The 17,205-nt window shown below is 71.1% G+C and carries 12 protein-coding genes and 1 tRNA gene; 5 read left to right on the top strand and 8 right to left on the bottom strand.

Annotation, left to right across the window (positions count from 1 at the left end; translation table 11 throughout):
* Positions 1–133: 133 nt before the first annotated feature.
* The 3 genes from VMR06_RS06700 to VMR06_RS06690 all read right to left on the bottom strand — a co-directional run bounded on the left by VMR06_RS06700 (position 134) and on the right by VMR06_RS06690 (position 2,381).
* The gene (locus tag VMR06_RS06700; protein WP_325374373.1) at positions 134–1,015 is read right to left on the bottom strand and encodes an NAD(P)-dependent oxidoreductase; all 882 of its coding nucleotides are present in this window, start codon (positions 1,013–1,015) and stop codon (positions 134–136) included.
* Between the two features lie 145 nt (positions 1,016–1,160).
* Positions 1,161–1,916 (bottom strand): SDR family NAD(P)-dependent oxidoreductase, encoded by a 756-nt coding sequence (locus VMR06_RS06695; RefSeq protein WP_325374661.1) that lies wholly within the window; start codon positions 1,914–1,916, stop codon positions 1,161–1,163.
* Between the two features lie 327 nt (positions 1,917–2,243).
* Positions 2,244–2,381 carry a hypothetical protein gene (locus VMR06_RS06690; protein ID WP_325374671.1) on the bottom strand — a complete coding sequence of 46 codons (138 nt, stop codon included), beginning with the start codon at positions 2,379–2,381 and terminating at the stop codon, positions 2,244–2,246.
* Here VMR06_RS06690 and VMR06_RS06685 point away from each other — a divergent pair.
* Entirely contained in the window at positions 2,320–3,093 is a 774-nt protein-coding gene (locus VMR06_RS06685) for an AraC family transcriptional regulator (RefSeq protein ID WP_325374659.1), read from the top strand. The genes VMR06_RS06690 and VMR06_RS06685 overlap by 62 nt on opposite strands.
* 186 nt (positions 3,094–3,279) lie before the next feature.
* On the opposite strand, the gene VMR06_RS06680 is transcribed toward VMR06_RS06685, so the two are convergent.
* A complete protein-coding gene (locus tag VMR06_RS06680) occupies positions 3,280–6,207 on the bottom strand; it encodes a serine/threonine-protein kinase (RefSeq protein WP_325374372.1) in 2,928 nt (975 codons plus the stop codon).
* 46 nt (positions 6,208–6,253) lie between these two features.
* On the bottom strand, positions 6,254–6,814 hold the full coding sequence (locus tag VMR06_RS06675; RefSeq protein ID WP_325374369.1) for an ECF-type sigma factor: 561 nt from the start codon (positions 6,812–6,814) through the stop codon (positions 6,254–6,256).
* Positions 6,815–6,937: 123 nt separating this feature from the next.
* Between VMR06_RS06675 and VMR06_RS06670 the strand changes: the two genes are divergently transcribed.
* The gene (locus tag VMR06_RS06670; protein ID WP_325374367.1) at positions 6,938–9,280 is read left to right on the top strand and encodes a hypothetical protein; all 2,343 of its coding nucleotides are present in this window, start codon (positions 6,938–6,940) and stop codon (positions 9,278–9,280) included.
* 130 nt (positions 9,281–9,410) lie between these two features.
* Here VMR06_RS06670 and VMR06_RS06665 read toward each other — a convergent pair.
* Positions 9,411–9,487, bottom strand: a tRNA-Arg gene (locus tag VMR06_RS06665).
* Positions 9,488–9,712: 225 nt separating this feature from the next.
* Here VMR06_RS06665 and kbl point away from each other — a divergent pair.
* Entirely contained in the window at positions 9,713–10,903 is a 1,191-nt protein-coding gene (gene kbl / locus VMR06_RS06660; protein WP_325374365.1) for a glycine C-acetyltransferase, read from the top strand.
* Between the two features lie 84 nt (positions 10,904–10,987).
* Here kbl and VMR06_RS06655 read toward each other — a convergent pair whose 3' ends face one another.
* Positions 10,988–12,628 carry an NAD+ synthase gene (locus VMR06_RS06655; RefSeq protein WP_325374363.1) on the bottom strand — a complete coding sequence of 547 codons (1,641 nt, stop codon included), beginning with the start codon at positions 12,626–12,628 and terminating at the stop codon, positions 10,988–10,990.
* A 108-nt stretch (positions 12,629–12,736) separates the two neighbouring features.
* Here VMR06_RS06655 and VMR06_RS06650 point away from each other — a divergent pair, with 108 nt between their 5' ends.
* The gene (locus VMR06_RS06650) at positions 12,737–14,473 is read left to right on the top strand and encodes a hypothetical protein (protein WP_325374361.1); all 1,737 of its coding nucleotides are present in this window, start codon (positions 12,737–12,739) and stop codon (positions 14,471–14,473) included.
* 90 nt (positions 14,474–14,563) lie between these two features.
* Positions 14,564–14,941, top strand: a complete 378-nt coding sequence (locus tag VMR06_RS06645; protein WP_325374359.1) for a hypothetical protein — start codon at positions 14,564–14,566, stop codon at positions 14,939–14,941.
* 8 nt (positions 14,942–14,949) lie between these two features.
* On the opposite strand, the gene VMR06_RS06640 is transcribed toward VMR06_RS06645, so the two are convergent.
* On the bottom strand, positions 14,950–17,103 hold the full coding sequence (locus tag VMR06_RS06640) for a protein kinase domain-containing protein (RefSeq protein ID WP_325374357.1): 2,154 nt from the start codon (positions 17,101–17,103) through the stop codon (positions 14,950–14,952).
* Positions 17,104–17,205 lie beyond the last annotated feature (102 nt).

The following is a 17,205-nucleotide window of genomic DNA, read 5'->3' as shown; positions in this document are numbered from 1 at the left end:
ACCCGGCTCGCACCCGACCGCGCATCGCGATACCGGTCTTCCGCTGCGTCGCGCGATCGACGCAGCGTCACGAGGACCGTGCCGGGGCGTTCCCCGCTTCTTCAGCGCCCGAGCGCGCGAACCGCGTCCTGGGTCAGGCCCGCTCGCGTTCGCTGCCTGCCCAGTAGGCCGGTACGTATGAGCAATCGCGGTCGCCCTGCCCGGCGGCGCTGATGGCGTCCAGTACCCAGAGCGTTCGCGAAGCCAGCGGCAAGGTCATCCCCCGCGCCCGGCCCTCGGCGAGCAAGGTTCGAAGGTCCTTGCGCATCGCGTCGACGGCGAACGTGGGCGCGACATTCCGGTCGCCGGCCAGCGTCGCCGCCACCGCTGCGGCATGGGTGCCGAGGATACTCGGCGCACCCGCGGTCTCGCCGAACAAGGACACGAGCCAGGCCGGGTCCTTGCCGAGTTCGCGCACCAGGGCCAGTGCCTCCCCGAAGCTCTGCCAGAACACCAGCAGCGGCAGGTTGACGGCCAGCTTGGTCAGACTTCCGCTGCCGACCGGCCCCATCCGTTCGATCCGACGGCAGAGCATCTGCAGCACCGGACGCGCGCGCTCCAGATCGTCGATCTCGCCGCCGGCCAGGCCCAGGAGCCGGCCGGCACGGGCCGGTCCGATGCTGCCGCCGACCGGACACTCGACGAAGGCGGCGCCCGCACCCATGGCCGCCTCGAACAACGAGACCTGCACCGCCGGACTCAGCGTACTGGTCTCGATGAAGAGTTTGCCGCGCCCCGCGGCGAGCAGTCCCTCGCTGCCGCGATACACGGCCGTCGCGGCACCATCGTCGAACAGCGACGTGAGGACGATGTCGCTGCGTCCGCAAAGCGCATGCAGCGTGTCGGCGACCGGCAGCCCGCTCGCTACGGCCTTCTCGCGGGAGCGATTCCAGACCGTGACCTGCGCGCCCTGCTCGTGAAGACGAGCGGCCATGGCGGCGCCCATCTTGCCCAGTCCTGCCACGCCGATACGCATGACGGTTCTCCTCGATTCGCGTGCTGCAATGAACGACCGGGCCCGATCAGCGCGCGGCCCGGCGCCGCCCCCTCGCGCGAGGCGATCCGATTCAGTAGCGGTCCGCGGCACCTTCCCGCCGGCGAACGCGCGCCGGCCGGCTCGCTCAGATGACCTGACCGCCCGAGACCTCGATGCGCTGACCGGTGACCCAGCGATTGTCCGGGCCGAGCAGGCTGGCGATCATCGGGCCGATGTCGTCGGGCACGCCGACCCGACCCAGCGCGATCATCCCCGCGAACTGCTGGTTGAGCTCGGGCATGTCGCGCACTGCACCGCCCAGGAAGTCGGTTTCGATCGCGCCCGGGGCCACCGTATTGACGGTGATGCCGCGACTGCCCAGTTCCTTGGCCATGCACACGCTGAGAATCTCGACGGCGCCCTTGGCCGCGGCATAGGCGGAGAAGCCCGGATAGGTCACGCGGGTCAATCCCGAGGACAGGTTGACGATACGCCCGCCATCGGCGAGCAGGGGCAGCAGCGCCTGGGTGAGGAAGAACACGCCCTTGACGTGCACGTCGAACAGCGCATCGAACTGCGCCACGGTGGTGTCGGCAAAGGCGGCCAGCTCGCCGTGACCGGCGTTGTTGACGAGATGGTCGAAGGTCGCGCGCCCCCAGACCGTCTCGAGCGCGGCGCCGACGTCCCGGGCGAAGCCGGCGAAGGCCGATACGTCGCTGGTGTCCAGGCGCAGGGCGACGGCCTTGCGGCCCATCGCCTCGATCTGCTCGACGAGCTGACGGGCTTCGGCTTCGCCGTTGCGATAGGTCACGATCACATCGCCGCCGCGGCGGGCGATGCTCGATGCGGTATTGCGGCCGAGGCCGCGATTGGCGCCGGTAACCAGGGAAATGGTGGACATGAGCGTCTCCTGTGAAGGGGGTGTCGGTGGGACGGGAGCAGTATCCGGACGCGCACCGGCCGCGCGTTGCGGATTCCTCTGGACTTCTTGCTCATTCCTCCGTCCCGTTCCGATCGGACGGCGCGCGAGCGACGGGGCGCCGTCCGCCATCGGGGCCGGACCGGGACCGGACCCGCGGAGGAGCGGTCGGATCGAATCGGCGTCATTGCCGGATCCTCCGCATCGCTTGCCTGATCCTCCATAACGGTTTGCGCACCCGCCGGCGCCCGATTACCCTCGGCCGATGAACGATGCGCTGCTCACCGCGGTCCGCCGCTACGCGGACTTTCACGCCGACGCGCAGGGCGTCGCGAGCACGCCGATCGGCGGATTGACGGCGATTCGCGCGGGCGCACCGAGCGAGCTGCAGTACGCGATCTCGCGTCCGCTGGTCGCGCTCGTCGTGCAGGGCAACAAGCGCGTCATGATCGGCAGCGCGACCTTCGATTTCGGCGCGGGCGACTCGCTGCTGATCACGGCCGACGTGCCCACGGTCAGCCAGATCACGCGTGCGGACGCGCGTGCGCCGTATTACGCGCTCGTCGTCGATCTGGACCCTGCCGTGATCGAGACGCTTGCGCTCGAGATGGATGTCGCGCAGGAGGCCGGGGGCGCTCCGCTGCGCGTGGAACCCACCGAAGCCGAGGTCGCCGACGCCGCGCTGCGCCTGATGCGACTGCTCGACCGCCCCGCGGCGATCCCGGTCCTCCAAGTGCAACTGATCCGGGAAATGCACTACTGGCTGCTGGCCGGCCGCCACGGTCCGGCGATTCGCAAGCTGGGCATCGTCGACGGCACCGCCCAGCGCGTCGCGCGTGCCGTGGCCCTGATCCGGTCCGACTACGCGCAGCCGCTGCGGGTCGATCGCCTGGCCGAGGTCGCCGGCATGAGTCCGTCCACGTTTCACCAGCACTTTCGCGCCGTCACCACGCTGTCGCCGTTGCAGTTCCAGAAACAGCTGCGGCTGATCGCGGCCCGGCGGATGATGCTGTCGGAGGGTACCTCGGCCAGCATGGCCGCCTATGCGGTGGGCTACGAGAGCGTGCCGCAGTTCACGCGCGAGTACGGCCGCCTGTTCGGCGCGCCGCCGGTGCGCGACATCCGGGCCTCGCGGACAAAGGTCTACGCCTCGGCCTGATCGGCCGCCGCATCGGGAAACGACGCGGATCGGACGGCGACTCCAGTACCGCGGTGCCGGCGTTCGCTTCCGAACCGGCATTCGCAGCGTGCGCCCGACTTCGATCCGCTGCGTGCCCGCGCGCAACTCGGTCCCGCGGCGCACCGACGCCGGGCCTCGGACTGCCTCGTCGTCGATCCGGCCGGCTCAGGGCCGGCGTGCGTCCTCGATGGCGGCGACTGCGGCGGCAGGCCGCGCGGCGTGCGGCCGCGATGCGCGCGCGCCGCCGACCGACGGGCCGATCGGCGTCCCGGTGGCGCCGCATCGACCCGGCTGGCGCGATGCGGCGACCGGCGGCTCGAGCAGCGCATGCGCGGGCCAGCGCGCGGCGGCGGGCCCGAAGCGGGCCGCTGCCTCGGCAGCACCGCGGCAGTCGGCCTGCCGGGCCAGCGCGACGGCCAGCCAGAGGCCGGCCTCGACCGGCCGCGGGCTGTGCGCGTCCACGCCGCGCCGTTCGGCGGCCTGCAGCGCGGTGCGCAGCCGGCGCGCGGCATCGCCGGCGTCGCCACGCGCGAGTTCGACGCGGGCCAGCGCGGTCTGCCCGCGCAACAGCGTGGGGTGATCGCGGTACGGCGCCGCCGCCAGCGCCGCGGCCGCGTTCTCGTAGGAACGGTCGCAACGCGGATCCTCGACGGATTCCGCGGCCGCACACGCCAGCGCGAGCAGCGTCAGTCCGTAACGATGGACGTGGGGCGGATAGGTCTTCTCGCCGAACTTCTCCACGCCGCTGTGCGCCAGTCCGATCGCCTCGGCCGGCGAGGCGCCGAGCAGCGCGATCTCGGCCCGGATCATGTCGCGATGGCCCTCGGCGCGCTGGCGCGCGAGCTCCGGCAAGGCCGGCAGCAGCGCCTCGGCGCGCTCCAGTTCGCGAACGGCGTCGGCGATCCGCCCGGACTCCAGCGCCAGCTGGGCGCGCCCGCGCGCGGTCAGCGATCGCGCCGAGTCGCTGGCCGGCGTGCGCTCGGCCCAGTACGCGAGGCGATCGAAGGTCCTGCCGGCCGCGGCGAGATCGCCGAGCGCCTGCTCGGTCGCGGCCAGCATCGCCAGCTGGCCGATCAGCAGCCTCGGCGGCGCCTGCAGCCCGATCGCCTCGTGCAAGGCCAGCGCTTCGGCGAAACGCTGCCTCGCCTCGACCAGACGTCCGCCGTTGTACAGGGCCTGCGCGAGGTTGCCGAGCGGATAGGCGCGCTGCAGGTTCTGCGGATCGGCGGCGCGCGCGTCGATCGCCAGCGCGCGCAGGAACTCGTCGGCCGCCTCGTCGAAGCGGCCGGCGGCCTGCAATGCGAATCCGAGATTGTTGTAGCCGCTGCCGGCGCTGCTGCCGCTGTCTCCGTACAAGGCCAGGCGCGCCGCCAGCTCGGCCCGCGCGGTCTGCACGGCCTGCTCGGGCCGGTCCGCCTCGACCTGGAGACGCGCCAGGTTCGCGTACAGCTCGATCAGGTCGTCGGAGGCCGTGCCCTGCCGCTGCAGCGGTTGCCAGGCTTCGCCGAGCAGCGTCTCCGCGCGCGTGAGATCGCCTTCCTCGAGCAAGGACTTGGCGAACGCGAGCGTCGCCCGGATGCGCAGCGGCGAATCGGCCGGCAACGCGGCGGCCGCCAGCGCGTGCGCGTGTTCGGCCAGTTCGCCGCTGCGCCCGGTTTCGGCCAGCGACTCGTGCAGCCGCGAGAACATCAGCAGCAGGTCGATGCGCTGGAGGACGCCGAGGTCGGTGTCGCGCTCGAGCTGGGCGTAGCCCGCGCCGACCAGCTCGCGCAGGCTCGGCGTTCGGCCTTCCGCCACCTGCTGGCGCACCGGCTCGAACATGCCCTCGATGAAGTCGCGCGCGGCGTTCGCGCGTTCGGCTTCGGCACGCGCGTTCGCCGCCTCGATACCGGCTTCGCGCGCGTAGCGGACCGCCAGAGACAGGCTGGCCAGGATCGCGACGATCAGCACGCTGGTCAGCGCGGCACCGCCGCGGTGGCGGCGCACGAACTTGCGCGCGCGGTACCAGCGCGACGGCGGATGCGCGAGCACCGGCTGCTCGGCGAGGTAGCGCTCGACGTCGTCGGCGAACTCGGCCGCCGAGTCATAGCGGCGCTCCGGCGCGTCCGACAGCGCCTTGCGCAGCACGTTGTCGAGCTCGCGGCCGATCGCGATCGCCGGGTGTGGCCCGGCATCAACGGGCGCGAGAGCGGGCCGGCTCGTCGATGCAGCCGGCGGACGTTCGCCGAGCAGCAGCTCGTGCAGCACCACGCCGAGCGAGTAGACGTCGGTCGCGGTCGTCACGGTGCCGCCGGAGAACTGTTCGGGCGCGGCGTAGCCGGGCGTCAGCACGGTCATCTCGGTGCGCACCGCATCGCCGTCATCGGCGAGCAGCTTGGCGATGCCGAAATCGAGCAGCTTCACCTGCTGCTCGGCATCGACCAGGATGTTCGACGGCTTGAGGTCGCGATGCACGATCAGCTGGCGGTGCGCCGCCGCCACCGCGCGGCAGACCACCACGAACAGCGCCAGGCGCTCGCGCAGGCCGCAGGCCTGCGCCGCGACGTAGTCGGTGATCGGCACGCCGTGCACGTACTCCAGGATCAGGTACGGCACGCCAGCGTCGCTGATGCCGCCGTCGATCAGCCGGGTGATGTTCGGATGCGACAGCGACGCCAGCGCCTGCTGCTCGCGGCGAAACAGGCGCTGCTCGAACGGCGACCAGAGCCCGCGCCGCAGCAGCTTCACCGCCGCCTCCTGACGGAACTGGCCGCCTTCGCGCTCGCCGTGGAAGACCACGGCCATGCCGCCTTCACCGATCAGGCGGGTCAGCCGGAACGCGCCGATGCACTGGCCGACCAGTCCGGCCGCGAACGGCGCTTCTTCCAGACCGATGCGCTGCATGTGCTCGTCGGCCGGGCGTTCGAGCGGGCCGTCGCGATCGTCGGCTTCGAGCAGCCGGTGCAGCGCGGCGCGCTCGTCGGCATCGGCCACGTGCGCGTCGACCCAGGCCGCACGGGCCGCGGCCGGCCGTTCGATCGCCTCGTCGAAGATCGCGCGCAGGCGGGCCGCGCGCGCGGGATCGGTGGTCGGCGGACGGTCGGCGGGCGGCATGTCAGCGACAACCCCGTCCGGCGCGCGGATGGGACATGGCCGCGTCTCAGCCGAGCCGCTCGTTGAGGAACGCGCGCGCGAAACGCCAGTCGCGGTGCACGGTGCGGCGGTCGACCTCGAGCAGTTCGGCCACCCGTTCGACCGGCAGGCCGGCGAAGTAGCGCAGTTCGATCACGCGTGCCGCGCGCGCGTGGCTGTGTTCGAGCGCCTGCAGCGATTCCTCGAGCGCCAGCACCTCGTTCGCGCTGTCGACGGCGAGCTGCTCGTCGTGGGTGTCGAGCGTCACCCGCGCCCAGGCGCCGCCGGCGCGCAGGCGCAATCGGTCGCGCGCACGGTTGGCCAGGAGGTGGCGCATCGCGCGCGCGGCGTAGCCGAAGAACTGCGCGGGCGCGTCGAAACGCAGATCGTCGCCGTGCTGCATGCGCAGATACAGCTCGTGCACGAGCGCGGTCGTGTCGAGGGTGGCACCGCCTGCGGCGGCCTTGCGGCTCGCCATCGCCTTGAGCCGCGCATAGACCTCGGTGAACAGCTCGTCGACGCCGCGCGCACCGTCGCCGGCCGCTTGCGCGCCCTGCGCACCGACCGTCTCCGCAGCGGCTTCAGTCATGGCCGCGATACTACTCCGGCCCTGCGGTGCCGGCGAGGTCGGCGAAGGCCGGCGCCGCTGCGGATGTCCCGGATCGCCGCCTTGCAGTGTTCTCCGGATCGACCCCCCAACGAGGCGATCCTCATGCGATTCCCGATTCCCGCGTTCCCGGCCGCCGCGGCGCTGGCACTGCTCGCGCTCGCGACGGCGGCCCCGGCGGCGACGTACTCGGTCGGTCCCGGCGCCACCTGCACGCACGGTACGCTGCAGGCGGCGCTCGACGCCGCCGCGAACAACCCCGGCCCGGACGTCGTGCGCATCGTGCGATCGGCGACGTGGACCGGCATCCAGGTCAGCACGCAGACCGATCAGGACGTGGAGATCCTCGGCGGCTGGCTCGCCTGCACCAGCGCCGCCGCGGACGGCAAGACCACGCTGAGCGGCGCCGGCGGCCAGGCGCGTTCGGTGATCGCGCTGCGCGGCAACGGCCGGTTCATGCTGCGCAACCTCGTCGTCCGCGACGGCGACCAGGCCGGCGACGACGATGGCGGCGGCATCCACTTCATCGGCGGCGGCATCGTCGACATCGCCGACAGCGAGATCGTCGACAACGCGGCCGAAGACGGCGGCGGCGTCTATGCGCAGGGCACCACGGCGCAGGCCGAGCTGATCATCGGCGCCAACGTCACGATCGCCAACAACGCCGCACGCCGTCACGGCGGCGGCGTGGTCGCGCAGAACATCGAGATGACGATGATCGCGCCGAACAGCGTGCTGCTGCTCAATACCGCCGGCGGGCGCGGCGGCGGCCTGCTGGTCGCCAGCGGCTCGTTCGCGTCTTATGCGTACATCGGCTCCCGCGGCGTGCTCGATCTCGGCCCCGTCTACGGCAACCGGGCCGCGATCGGCGGCGGCATCGCGGTACTGGCCGGCGAAGACTCGGGGCGGGATGCCGAGGTACAGGTGTTCAGCACGAACCCGGCCGAGCCCTTGCGCATCCTCGACAATTTCGCCAGCGAGCGCGGCGGCGCCATCGACCTGCAGCCGGACGGCGAGTCCGGAAACAATGCGAGCGCGATCGCCCAGCTGCGTCACGTCGCGATCGAGGGCAACGCAGCGCCGGTCGGCGCCGCGATCAATCTCGGCTACGACCCCTACGGCCCGTTCGGCGCGGACGCGATCGGCGGCCAGGTCCATTTCAACCATCCGCACCCGACCCGGCCGCTACACGCCGCCGCCGCGGCCTGTCCGTTCGGCGCGCCGTGCGGATCGATCCGCTACAACCGCACCCTCAACACCACCGGCGCCGTCGTGCATCTGTCCGAGGACGCCGATTTCGACGGTTCGCGCATCGCGATCGAAGGCAACGAAGCGGGCTGGCTGATCTACCTGTCGGGCGAGGACTGGACCTCCCTGCAGCTCGACAACAGCCTGGTCGCCGGCAACACGGTGCAGCATGCGCTGATCCGCGACGACCAGAACGAGGACGCCGTCTGGCCGCTGGTCGGGCTGCACTACCTGACCGTCGCCGGCAACGGCATCGGCGCCAACGGCGTGCTGTCGATCAACGAGGACATGGCGTTCACGCGCAGCCTCGTCGACCAGCCCGGCAAGGCGATGATCGCGACCGACGTCGGTGCGGTCGGCGGGAACCACGACATCCAGCACGTGATCGCCAATACCAGCACGGTGCCGGGCGGGACGACGCTCGCGCCGCCCCGCTTCGTCGATCCGGCCGGCGGCGACTACCTGCCGCGGGCCGGTTCGCGCGCGGTCGATTTCGCAGCGCCGCTGGCCTCGTTCCCGCAGGATCTGCATTCGCATACGCGCAGCCTCGATCTGCCGGTCAACCCGAACGAGTCCGGTGCGTCCGACGCCGGCGCGCTCGAGCGCGAATACCTGCAGCCGCTGGTGCTGAACGCCGGTTTCGATGCCGATCTGAACCACTGGGAGGCGCTGTCGACCTCGAGCTGGGACGGCACCCAGAACGCCTCCGGTCCGTCCGGCTCGGGATCGGTGCGCGGTACCGCCGCCGCCGACGACGCGCGCGTGGCCGTGCGCCGGCAGTGCATCCACCTGCCCGGCCCGGCCCGCTATGCGCTCAACGGCTGGGGCCGCGCGACCGGCGCGGGGCCGATGGCGCCGCCGCACCGGGTCTGGCTCGACTGGGAGCTGCGCTACAGCACCGGCACCCTCGACGGCTGCACGGACGCGCCGCCCGCGGCGACCGGCTCGCTGCTGCTCGCCAGCGGCAGTACCTGGGCACGGCCGGCGCTACCGGCGATCATCGACGTCACGCCGGCGGTCTGGGGACAGACCACCTCGCTGACCGTCTACCTGGTCGTGCAGAACGGCAGTCCGATCGCCCCCGGCGCCGATGGCGGCACCGGCCCGGAGGCCGTGCTCGGCGGTCCCGACGGCTGGTTCGACGGCGTCACGCTGGAAACCGACTTCGACGATACGATCTTCCGCGACGGCTTCGAGTGACGGCGCGCGCCGCGCGACACCGCTTTGGCCACCGCGCGGCGTGCACGCGATACGGGACCGCCCGCCGGGCTGCCGAAGCACCACAAACGAAAAAGGCCGGCGAGCATGGCTCGTCGGCCTTTTCGTGGATTGGCGCGCCCGGAGAGATTCGAACTCCCGACCACCAAGTTCGTAGCCTGGTACTCTATCCAACTGAGCTACGGGCGCAGGTGACGCGTCCGGCGAGGGATCGGAAGAGCCGCTTGCGCGACCCGCCGCTCGACGGGGCGCGAATTATTCGCTGCGCGCGCCGATTCGTCAACACCTTTCCTGACGGCAGCCCCCGCACGGCAGCGTCATGCCGGCCGCACGTGCGCCGCGCCGGACGCGCGCATGGATCGAAGCGTGCCGATCGCGCACAATCGCGCGTCCTTTTTTCTGCGGGCCTTCGCCATGACCTATTCCGCTCAGCAACGCCTCGAATCGGAACTCGAATCGATCCGCGAACAGGGCCTGTACAAGACCGAGCGCGTGATCGCCACACCGCAGTCGGCGGCGATCCGCACCACCGACGGGCGCGAGGTGCTGAACTTCTGCGCGAACAACTATCTCGGCCTCGCCGACGATCCGCGCATCGTCGAGGCCGCCAAGCGCGCGCTCGACACGCATGGCTTCGGCCTGGCCAGCGTGCGCTTCATCTGCGGCACGCAGGACCTGCACAAGGAGCTGGAGGCGACGATCTCGCGCTACTTCGGCACCGAGGACACGATCCTCTACACCAGCTGCTTCGACGCCAACGGCGGCCTGTTCGAGACCCTGCTCGGCGACGAGGACGCGGTGATCTCCGACGCCCTCAACCACGCCTCGATCATCGACGGCATCCGCCTGTGCAAGGCCGAGCGGCGCCGCTACGCAAACGGCGACATGGCCGAACTCGAGCGCCACCTGGCCGAGACCCAGAGCCGCCGCACGCGCCTGATCGCGACCGACGGCGTGTTCTCGATGGACGGCTTCATCGCCAGGCTCGACGAGATCGTCGCGCTCAAGAAGCGCTACGGCGCCCTGCTGATGGTCGACGATTCGCACGCGACCGGCTTCGTCGGCCCGAGCGGCCGCGGCTCGGCCGAGCTGCACGGCGTCATGAGCGAGGTCGACGTGTTCACCTCGACGCTCGGCAAGGCGCTCGGCGGCGGCTCGGGCGGCTTCACGACTGGCCGCAAGGCGATCATCGACCTGCTGCGCCAGCGCTCGCGGCCGTACCTGTTCTCCAATACGCTGCCGCCGCCGCTGGTCGCCGCCGCGATCGAGGTGTTCCAGATCCTGTCCGCGTCGAGCGAGCTGCGCGACCGCGTCAACGCCAACGCCGCGCATTTCCGCGCGCGCATGAGCGAGGCCGGCTTCGATCTCAAGCCAGGCCAGCACCCGATCGTCCCGGTCATGCTCTACGACGCCAAGCTCGCGCAGCGCTTCGCCGCCGAGCTGCTCGACGAGGGCATCTACGTGATCGGCTTCTTCTTCCCGGTCGTGCCGCAGGGCCAGGCGCGCATCCGCACGCAGATGAGCGCCGCGCACACGCGCGAACAGATCGACCAGGCCGTCGATGCGTTCGTGCGCGTCGGCAAGCGGCTCGGCGTGATCGGCTGATCGCGGTCCGGCCGCGCCGCCCGCAACACGCGAGCGGCGCGCGGATGCGGGGAATCCCGCTTCGACCTGCGGGGCCGCGCGGCGTCAGCCCGGCTCGCGCCAGCCCGAGGTGATCGGATAGCGCCGCTCGCGGCCGAATGCGCGCCGCGAGATCTTCGGGCCCGGTGCGGCCTGGTGGCGCTTCCATTCGTTGATGCGGACCAGGCGCAGCACGTGGTCGACCGTCGCCGGATCGAAGCCCTCCGCGACGATCTCGGCACGCGACTGCTCCTGGTCGACGGTGCGGAACAGGATTGCGTCGAGGATGTCGTACGGCGGCAGCGAGTCCTGGTCGGTCTGGTTGTCGCGCAGCTCGGCCGACGGCGGCCGGTCGATCACCGCCTGCGGGATCACCGGCGCGGCACCGGCGGCGTTGCGCCAGCGCGCCAGCGCGAACACCTCGGTCTTGTACAGGTCCTTGATCGGCGCGTAGCCGCCGCACATGTCGCCGTAGATCGTCGCGTAGCCGACCGCGTACTCGCTCTTGTTGCCGGTCGTCAGCAGCAGGCCGCCGAACTTGTTCGACAGCGCCATCAGCAGCGCGCCGCGGCAGCGCGACTGCAGGTTCTCCTCGGTCAGATCGGCCTCGCGGCCTTCGAACAGCGGGCCGAGCGCCTGCAGGAACCCTTCGAACGGCGCGGCGATCGGCACGGTTTCCAGTCGCACGCCCTGGGCGCGCGCCTGCTGCTCGGCCAGATCGTTGCTCTGCCCGGACGTATAGCGCGACGGCAGCCGCACCGCGGTGACGTTCTCGGCGCCGAGCGCGTCGACCGCGACCGCGAGCACCAGGGCCGAGTCGATGCCGCCGGACAGGCCGATCCAGGCGCTGCGGAATCCGTTCTTGACGCAGTAGTCGCGCGTGCCGCGCACGATCGCGCGCCAGGCCAGCGCGTCGCGGCTCTCGTCGGCGTCGGCCGGCCACAGCACCGGCGTGAAGCGGCGCGAGGCGGCCTCGTAGTCGGCGACCAGCCACAGCGACTCGAACGCGGGCGCGGCCGGATGGATGCGGCCGTCGCCGTCGGCGAGCACCGAAGCCCCGTCGAAGACCACCGCGTCCTGGCCGCCGACGACGTTCAGATACGCCAGTGCCACGCCGGTCTCGGCGACGCGCGTGGCCAGCAGCGCGTCGCGCTGGGCGTGCTTGTCGCGCTCGAACGGCGAGGCGTTCGGCACGAGGACCAGCTGCGCGCCGGCCTGCGCGGTCGACGCCAGCGGCTCGGCGAACCACAGGTCTTCGCAGATCACGACACCGACCGCGATGCCGCCGACTTCGACGACGCAGGCGCCGCCGTCCGGATCGACGTCGAAATAGCGTCGCTCGTCGAACACTGCATAGTTGGGCAGTTCGCGCTTGCGGTAGGTCGTCTCGATACGGCCGTCGCGCAGCACGCTGGCGGCGTTGTAGACCACCGATCCGGCCGTCTGCGGCCAGCCGACCACCGCGACGATGCCCTGCGCGGCCGCGGCGACGGCGCCGATCGCGCGCTCGCATTCGGCGAGGAAGCCGGGCCGCAGCAGCAGATCCTCGGGCGGATAGCCGCTGAGCGCGAGTTCCGGAAACACGACCAGATCGGCGTGATGGCGGTCGCGCGCCTCGGCGATCAGATCGGCAATGCGCGCCGCGTTCGCGGCAACCGCGCCGACCGGGAAATCGAACTGGGCAAGAGCGATGCGGAGCGAGGCCATGCGAATGCGTTCGAGAGACGGAAGCGGCCATGATACCGCCGTGCCGCTTCGGGCTTGCGCTGCCGAACTGCGTATCAGGCTGTGTCCCAGCCAAACGCGGAACCTGCCATGACCACGCCCACCGCCACCCTGAACGGCCCGGCGCGCCTCGCGCTTTCTCTGGCGGCCTGCCTGTGCGCACCGGCGCAGGCCGCCGAGTATTTCATCGTCGGCGAGGTCGACGGCCAGTCGCGCTGCCAGTACGCCTCGATCCAGGCCGCGCTCAACGCCGCCGCCGGCAACGGCCCGGAGCTCGACTACGTCATGGTCGTCAACAACGCGGCCTACACCGGACAGGCGCTGCTGGTCGGCGCGCAGTCGGTGCTGATCGAGGGCGGCTACGCCAGCTGCGACCTCGACGTCGACGAGGCGCAACCGTTCGCCGACCTGGTCGGCAACGGTCATGATCCGGTCGTCAGCGTGGAGCCCTCCACCGCCGGCAACTACGAGGTGCGCCTCAGCAACCTGCGCATCCGCGGCGGCGGCCGCGACGAGGTCAACGGCGGCGGCGTGCGCCTGCGAACCTCGACCAATGCGCACGTCGCGCTGTCGCTGGACCGCAGCGAGATCACCGGCAACCGCGGCCAGGCCGGCGGCGGCCTGCATGCCGAGCGCGCCGGCAGCCCGGCCGGCGGCCTCGGCGTGACGCTCAATCCCGGCACGCGCATCCATGCCAACACCGCGGCCGGCAGCGGTGGCGGCATCAGCCTGTGGGGCGGCAATCTGTTCATCGCGGCCCACGAGGTGCGCATCGACGAGAATCTCGCCGGCGGCGCCGGCGGCGGCATCGCGACCCTGCCGGGCAGCTTCATCGCGGTCGGCAACCCGAACATCGACCTGTGGCCGTCGCGCAAGGACGTCACCGGCGCGCGGATCGAGAACAACCGCGCCGCCACCACCGGCGGCGGCCTCTATCTGTCCGGCGCCGGCACGACGATGGAGGCGCGCGAGCTGATCGTCGACGGCAACCGCGCCGAGTTCAGCGGCGGCGGCATCACGGTCGCCAACGGTGCCGTGCTGACGATGATGCGCGAATCGATGAACGCGTTCGGCTGGTACTGCCCGCGCGACCGCGACTGCACGCGGATCGGCGACAACCAGGTCGCCGACGGCATCACCACCGGCGCCAACGGCGGCGCAGTGGCCGTCTACGGCGATTCGCGCGCGTATCTGATCCAGACCCTGCTGCGCGACAACCGCGCGCAGGACGGCTCGGCGATCCTCGTCGACGGCGCCGGCCTCGTGCACACCGAGGGCACCGTGTTCACCGGTAATCGCTCCTACGACCGGCCCGGCCAGACCGGTGCGCTGATCCGCACGCGCTTCACCTTGCCGAGCGCAGCGCCGGACCTGCGCCTGACGTTCTCCACGTTCGTCGGCAATCAGCGCCTGACCACCGAGGGCAGCCTGCGTCCGGCCATCGATGTCGTCGGCATGCAGGGCACCAGCCTGCAGCTGTTCAGCTCGGCCGTCTTCGATGGCGGCGTGACGATGTACAACGAATGGGGCGCCGACTGCGTGGTCGCAGGCGTGACCGCCGGCTTCACTGCCAACGGCATCATCGCGCGGCCGACCTATACCGACCGCCCGTACGAGCGGATCTTCATCGCGCCGGGCCGCCGCGACTGGCAGCCGCGCTTCGACGCGCCGCTGACCGACGTCTGCGACACGCTCAACGCCAATCCGGAGTATCGCGATCGCGACCTGCGGCCGCGCTGCCGCGACGAGCTCAAGCCCGATCGCTGGGGAACCTGCGACGTCGGCGCCTGGGAGAACGATCAGCTGTTCGCGGCCGAGATGGATTAGTAAGGTTGCCGCTCAGTTGGGGGCATGCTGAGACCAAAACTCAGAGCGTGTTATCTTTTCGGGGCATCTAAATCACCCAGAGATTTAAAGATGGCCTTCGTAACGAAACAATGGCTTAAATATTTTCCACACAGACGAAGAGATCATACAAAAATACCAGCAAGCATAATCTTTTCAGACAATATATTCACCACCCTCCCCGTACAACGGGGCGGCATACGTGTGAATATCAGCGCGACGAATTACGGACATCAAGAACTTATCCTCGACCAATCAGAGGTTAAAAATCTCCTGTCCCACGTATTGCTAAAGCAAAAGCCCTGGGAAATCTGGAACTCCAGCACCCGACTGAGCCAGAAAGAGAAATATGAAATTGCGCTTGCGGTGGCAGCCAATCTTGACGAAAAGATGATCTTAATGCTCATGTCATCTTTAGCCAATCAATTGATAGCTAGCAAAGAAAAATAGAAAAGCAGTCACTGCAAGTCGCGCACCAGCCGAAAACCGACGTCGTCGTAGCCGCGATCGGGCGCAAGCTCGCGCAGCGGCGGTTCGGCGTCGCCCGGCGCGTCGCGCCACGAGGTCCCGGCGACGATGCGCCGCTCGCAGACCGCGCTGGTGGCGTCGACGCCGGCGCAGTCGGCGGTCCATTCGGCGGCATTGCCGGCCAGGTCGTTGAGACCGAGCGCGCTGGCCGCCCGGCTGCCGGCCGGCGCGGTGCCGCGCCGCGTCGCGCAGGCAGCACCGGCGCACGGCGGCGGCGGGGCCGCCTGCCAGGCATGGCGCCATTCGGCGCGCGTCGGCAGCCGATAGGTCTTGCCGGTCTGCGCACTCAGCCAGCGCGCATAGGCGTCGGCGTCGTCGGCACTGAGGCAGACCGCCGGCTCGGCCTCGCCCTGCACGAAGCCCGGATCGCGCCAATCGCGCCGGTCGAGCAGGCGCAGCGGCGAGAGCCGGCTGCGGCAGCGCGTCGCCTTGCGTCCGGTCGCATCCGCGAAGCGCGCGTAGTCGGCGCGGCTGACCTCTTCGCGCATCATCAGCAGCGGCGCCGGCAGCACCGACGCACCGGCACGGCGCGGCACGAAGGCCAGCGCCGGACCGCCGCGGTCGCGTGCGATCGCGCCGGCCTGCAGCAGCGCGGCCGCACGCCGCTGCAGCGCATCCCAGCGCTCGCCGTCGGCGCCGGCTTCGCGCGCGAGCTCGAGCCAGGCCAGGGCGCCGGCACGCTCGTAGGCGCGCACCTCCGATTCGGCGCGCGACAGCATCGCCTGCCGCGCCTGCAGCTGCAGCGCGCGGAACGCCGGCGCCTCGCGCAGCCGCGCCTGGTCGGCGAGCAGCACGGCCTGCCGGTAGCGCTCGCGCGCGCCGTCGAGATCGCCGCTGCGTGCGCGCTCGGCCAGCGGCACGCTGAGCGCGGCCAGTACGGTTTCGAGGCCGGCCTTCGCTTCGCTGTTCTCGGGATCGGCGGTCAGCAGATCCAGATAGGTCTGCGCGGCATTGGCGCCGGCCGGCAGCAGCAGCTGGCCGGCTGCGAGCTGGCGGCGCGCGCGCTCGAGCGCTGCCTCGTAGGCATCCACGCCGGCAACGACGGTGGCGGCACCGGCGGCTGCGCCGATCGCATCGGCATCCGGCGGCGCGCTCGGCGTCGGCACGGCCGTCGCCTCGATGGCGGGCGGTGCCAGCAGCGGCGCGAACACCAGTCCCGGCACGACGATCAGCGCGGCGCCGAACGCGATCAGCAGCAGCGGCCGCCGCCATGCCGCGCCGCCGCGCCAGACGTACCGGAACGGTTGCGGATGCAGGCGCCGCTCGACGCGCTCGAGCGCCCTCAGCATCGCCTGCGCGTTGCGATGGCGCTGCTCGGGCCGCTTGGCCAGCGCGCGGTCGACGAAACCCTGCCAGTGCGCCTTGTCGGCCGGCAGCCGCGGCACCGGATCCTGGGCGTGCATCAGCGCCAGGCCGAGCGCATCGGCGCAGCGGAACGGCAGCTCGCCGGTCAGCAGCTCGTAGGTCAGCACGCCGAGGCTGTACAGATCGGCGCGGCCGTCGACGGGGCCGCCGCGCGCCTGCTCGGGACTCATGTGCGCACTGCTGCCGAGCGCGAAGCCGTCGCTGGTCACGCGCGGCTCGCCGCTGCGGCGCGACAGCGCGATGCCGAAATCGGCCAGCTGCGGCCGGTCGGCGTTGTCGAACAGGACGTTCTCGGCCTTGACGTCGCGGTGCACGATGCCGCGCGCATGCGCATAGTCGAGCGCGCCGAGCAGCACGCGCAGCAGCGCGATCAGGCCGTCCTCGTCGTTGCGGTAGTCGCGCTGGCCGAGATCGCCGCTGGCCAGGTACGGCATCACGTAGTACAGGTCGCCATCGAGCGTGCGGCCGACCTCGTGGATGCCGACGATGCCCGGATGCTCGAGCTTGGCGATCACGCGCGCCTCGTTCTCGAAGCGCACGGCCTGCGCCTCGTCGAGCGTGCTCGACGGACGCATGATCTTGATCGCGACCTGGCGGTCGAGCGACTCCTGCACCGCCAGATAGACCACCGCCATGCCGCCGCGTCCGAGCTGGCTGACGATGCGATAGCCGGAAATGCGCGGGATCGGCGCGCGCCGCGGCGCGGGATCGGAAGGCATAACCGGAATCGAGGTCATCGGGTGCTGCCGGAACGGTCTCGGACGGACGGTCGCTTCGTCGGCGACGTGACGCCGTCAAGGCTACAGCTTAACGCGGCCGCC

This window comes from Dokdonella sp., assembly GCF_035511235.1.
In the GTDB taxonomy this organism is placed as follows: domain Bacteria; phylum Pseudomonadota; class Gammaproteobacteria; order Xanthomonadales; family Rhodanobacteraceae; genus Dokdonella.
Note: the sequence above shows the minus strand (reverse complement) of the source record. Positions and strands in the feature narration are given on the sequence as shown.

Bases quoted from the DNA above. Each gene is read 5' to 3' on its own strand.
- VMR06_RS06700 (WP_325374373.1), bottom strand. From the start codon at position 1,015: ATGCGTATCGGCGTGGCAGGACTGGGCAAGATGGGCGCCGCCATGGCC.
- VMR06_RS06695 (WP_325374661.1), bottom strand. From the start codon at position 1,916: ATGTCCACCATTTCCCTGGTTACCGGCGCCAATCGCGGCCTCGGCCGC.
- VMR06_RS06690 (WP_325374671.1), bottom strand. From the start codon at position 2,381: ATGACGCGCTTGTTGCCCTGCACGACGAGCGCGACCAGCGGACGCGAG.
- VMR06_RS06680 (WP_325374372.1), bottom strand. From the start codon at position 6,207: ATGCCGCCCGCCGACCGTCCGCCGACCACCGATCCCGCGCGCGCGGCC.
- VMR06_RS06675 (WP_325374369.1), bottom strand. From the start codon at position 6,814: ATGACTGAAGCCGCTGCGGAGACGGTCGGTGCGCAGGGCGCGCAAGCG.
- VMR06_RS06670 (WP_325374367.1), top strand. From the start codon at position 6,938: ATGCGATTCCCGATTCCCGCGTTCCCGGCCGCCGCGGCGCTGGCACTG.
- kbl (WP_325374365.1), top strand. From the start codon at position 9,713: ATGACCTATTCCGCTCAGCAACGCCTCGAATCGGAACTCGAATCGATC.
- VMR06_RS06655 (WP_325374363.1), bottom strand. From the start codon at position 12,628: ATGGCCTCGCTCCGCATCGCTCTTGCCCAGTTCGATTTCCCGGTCGGC.
- VMR06_RS06650 (WP_325374361.1), top strand. From the start codon at position 12,737: ATGACCACGCCCACCGCCACCCTGAACGGCCCGGCGCGCCTCGCGCTT.
- VMR06_RS06645 (WP_325374359.1), top strand. From the start codon at position 14,564: ATGGCCTTCGTAACGAAACAATGGCTTAAATATTTTCCACACAGACGA.
- VMR06_RS06640 (WP_325374357.1), bottom strand. From the start codon at position 17,103: ATGCCTTCCGATCCCGCGCCGCGGCGCGCGCCGATCCCGCGCATTTCC.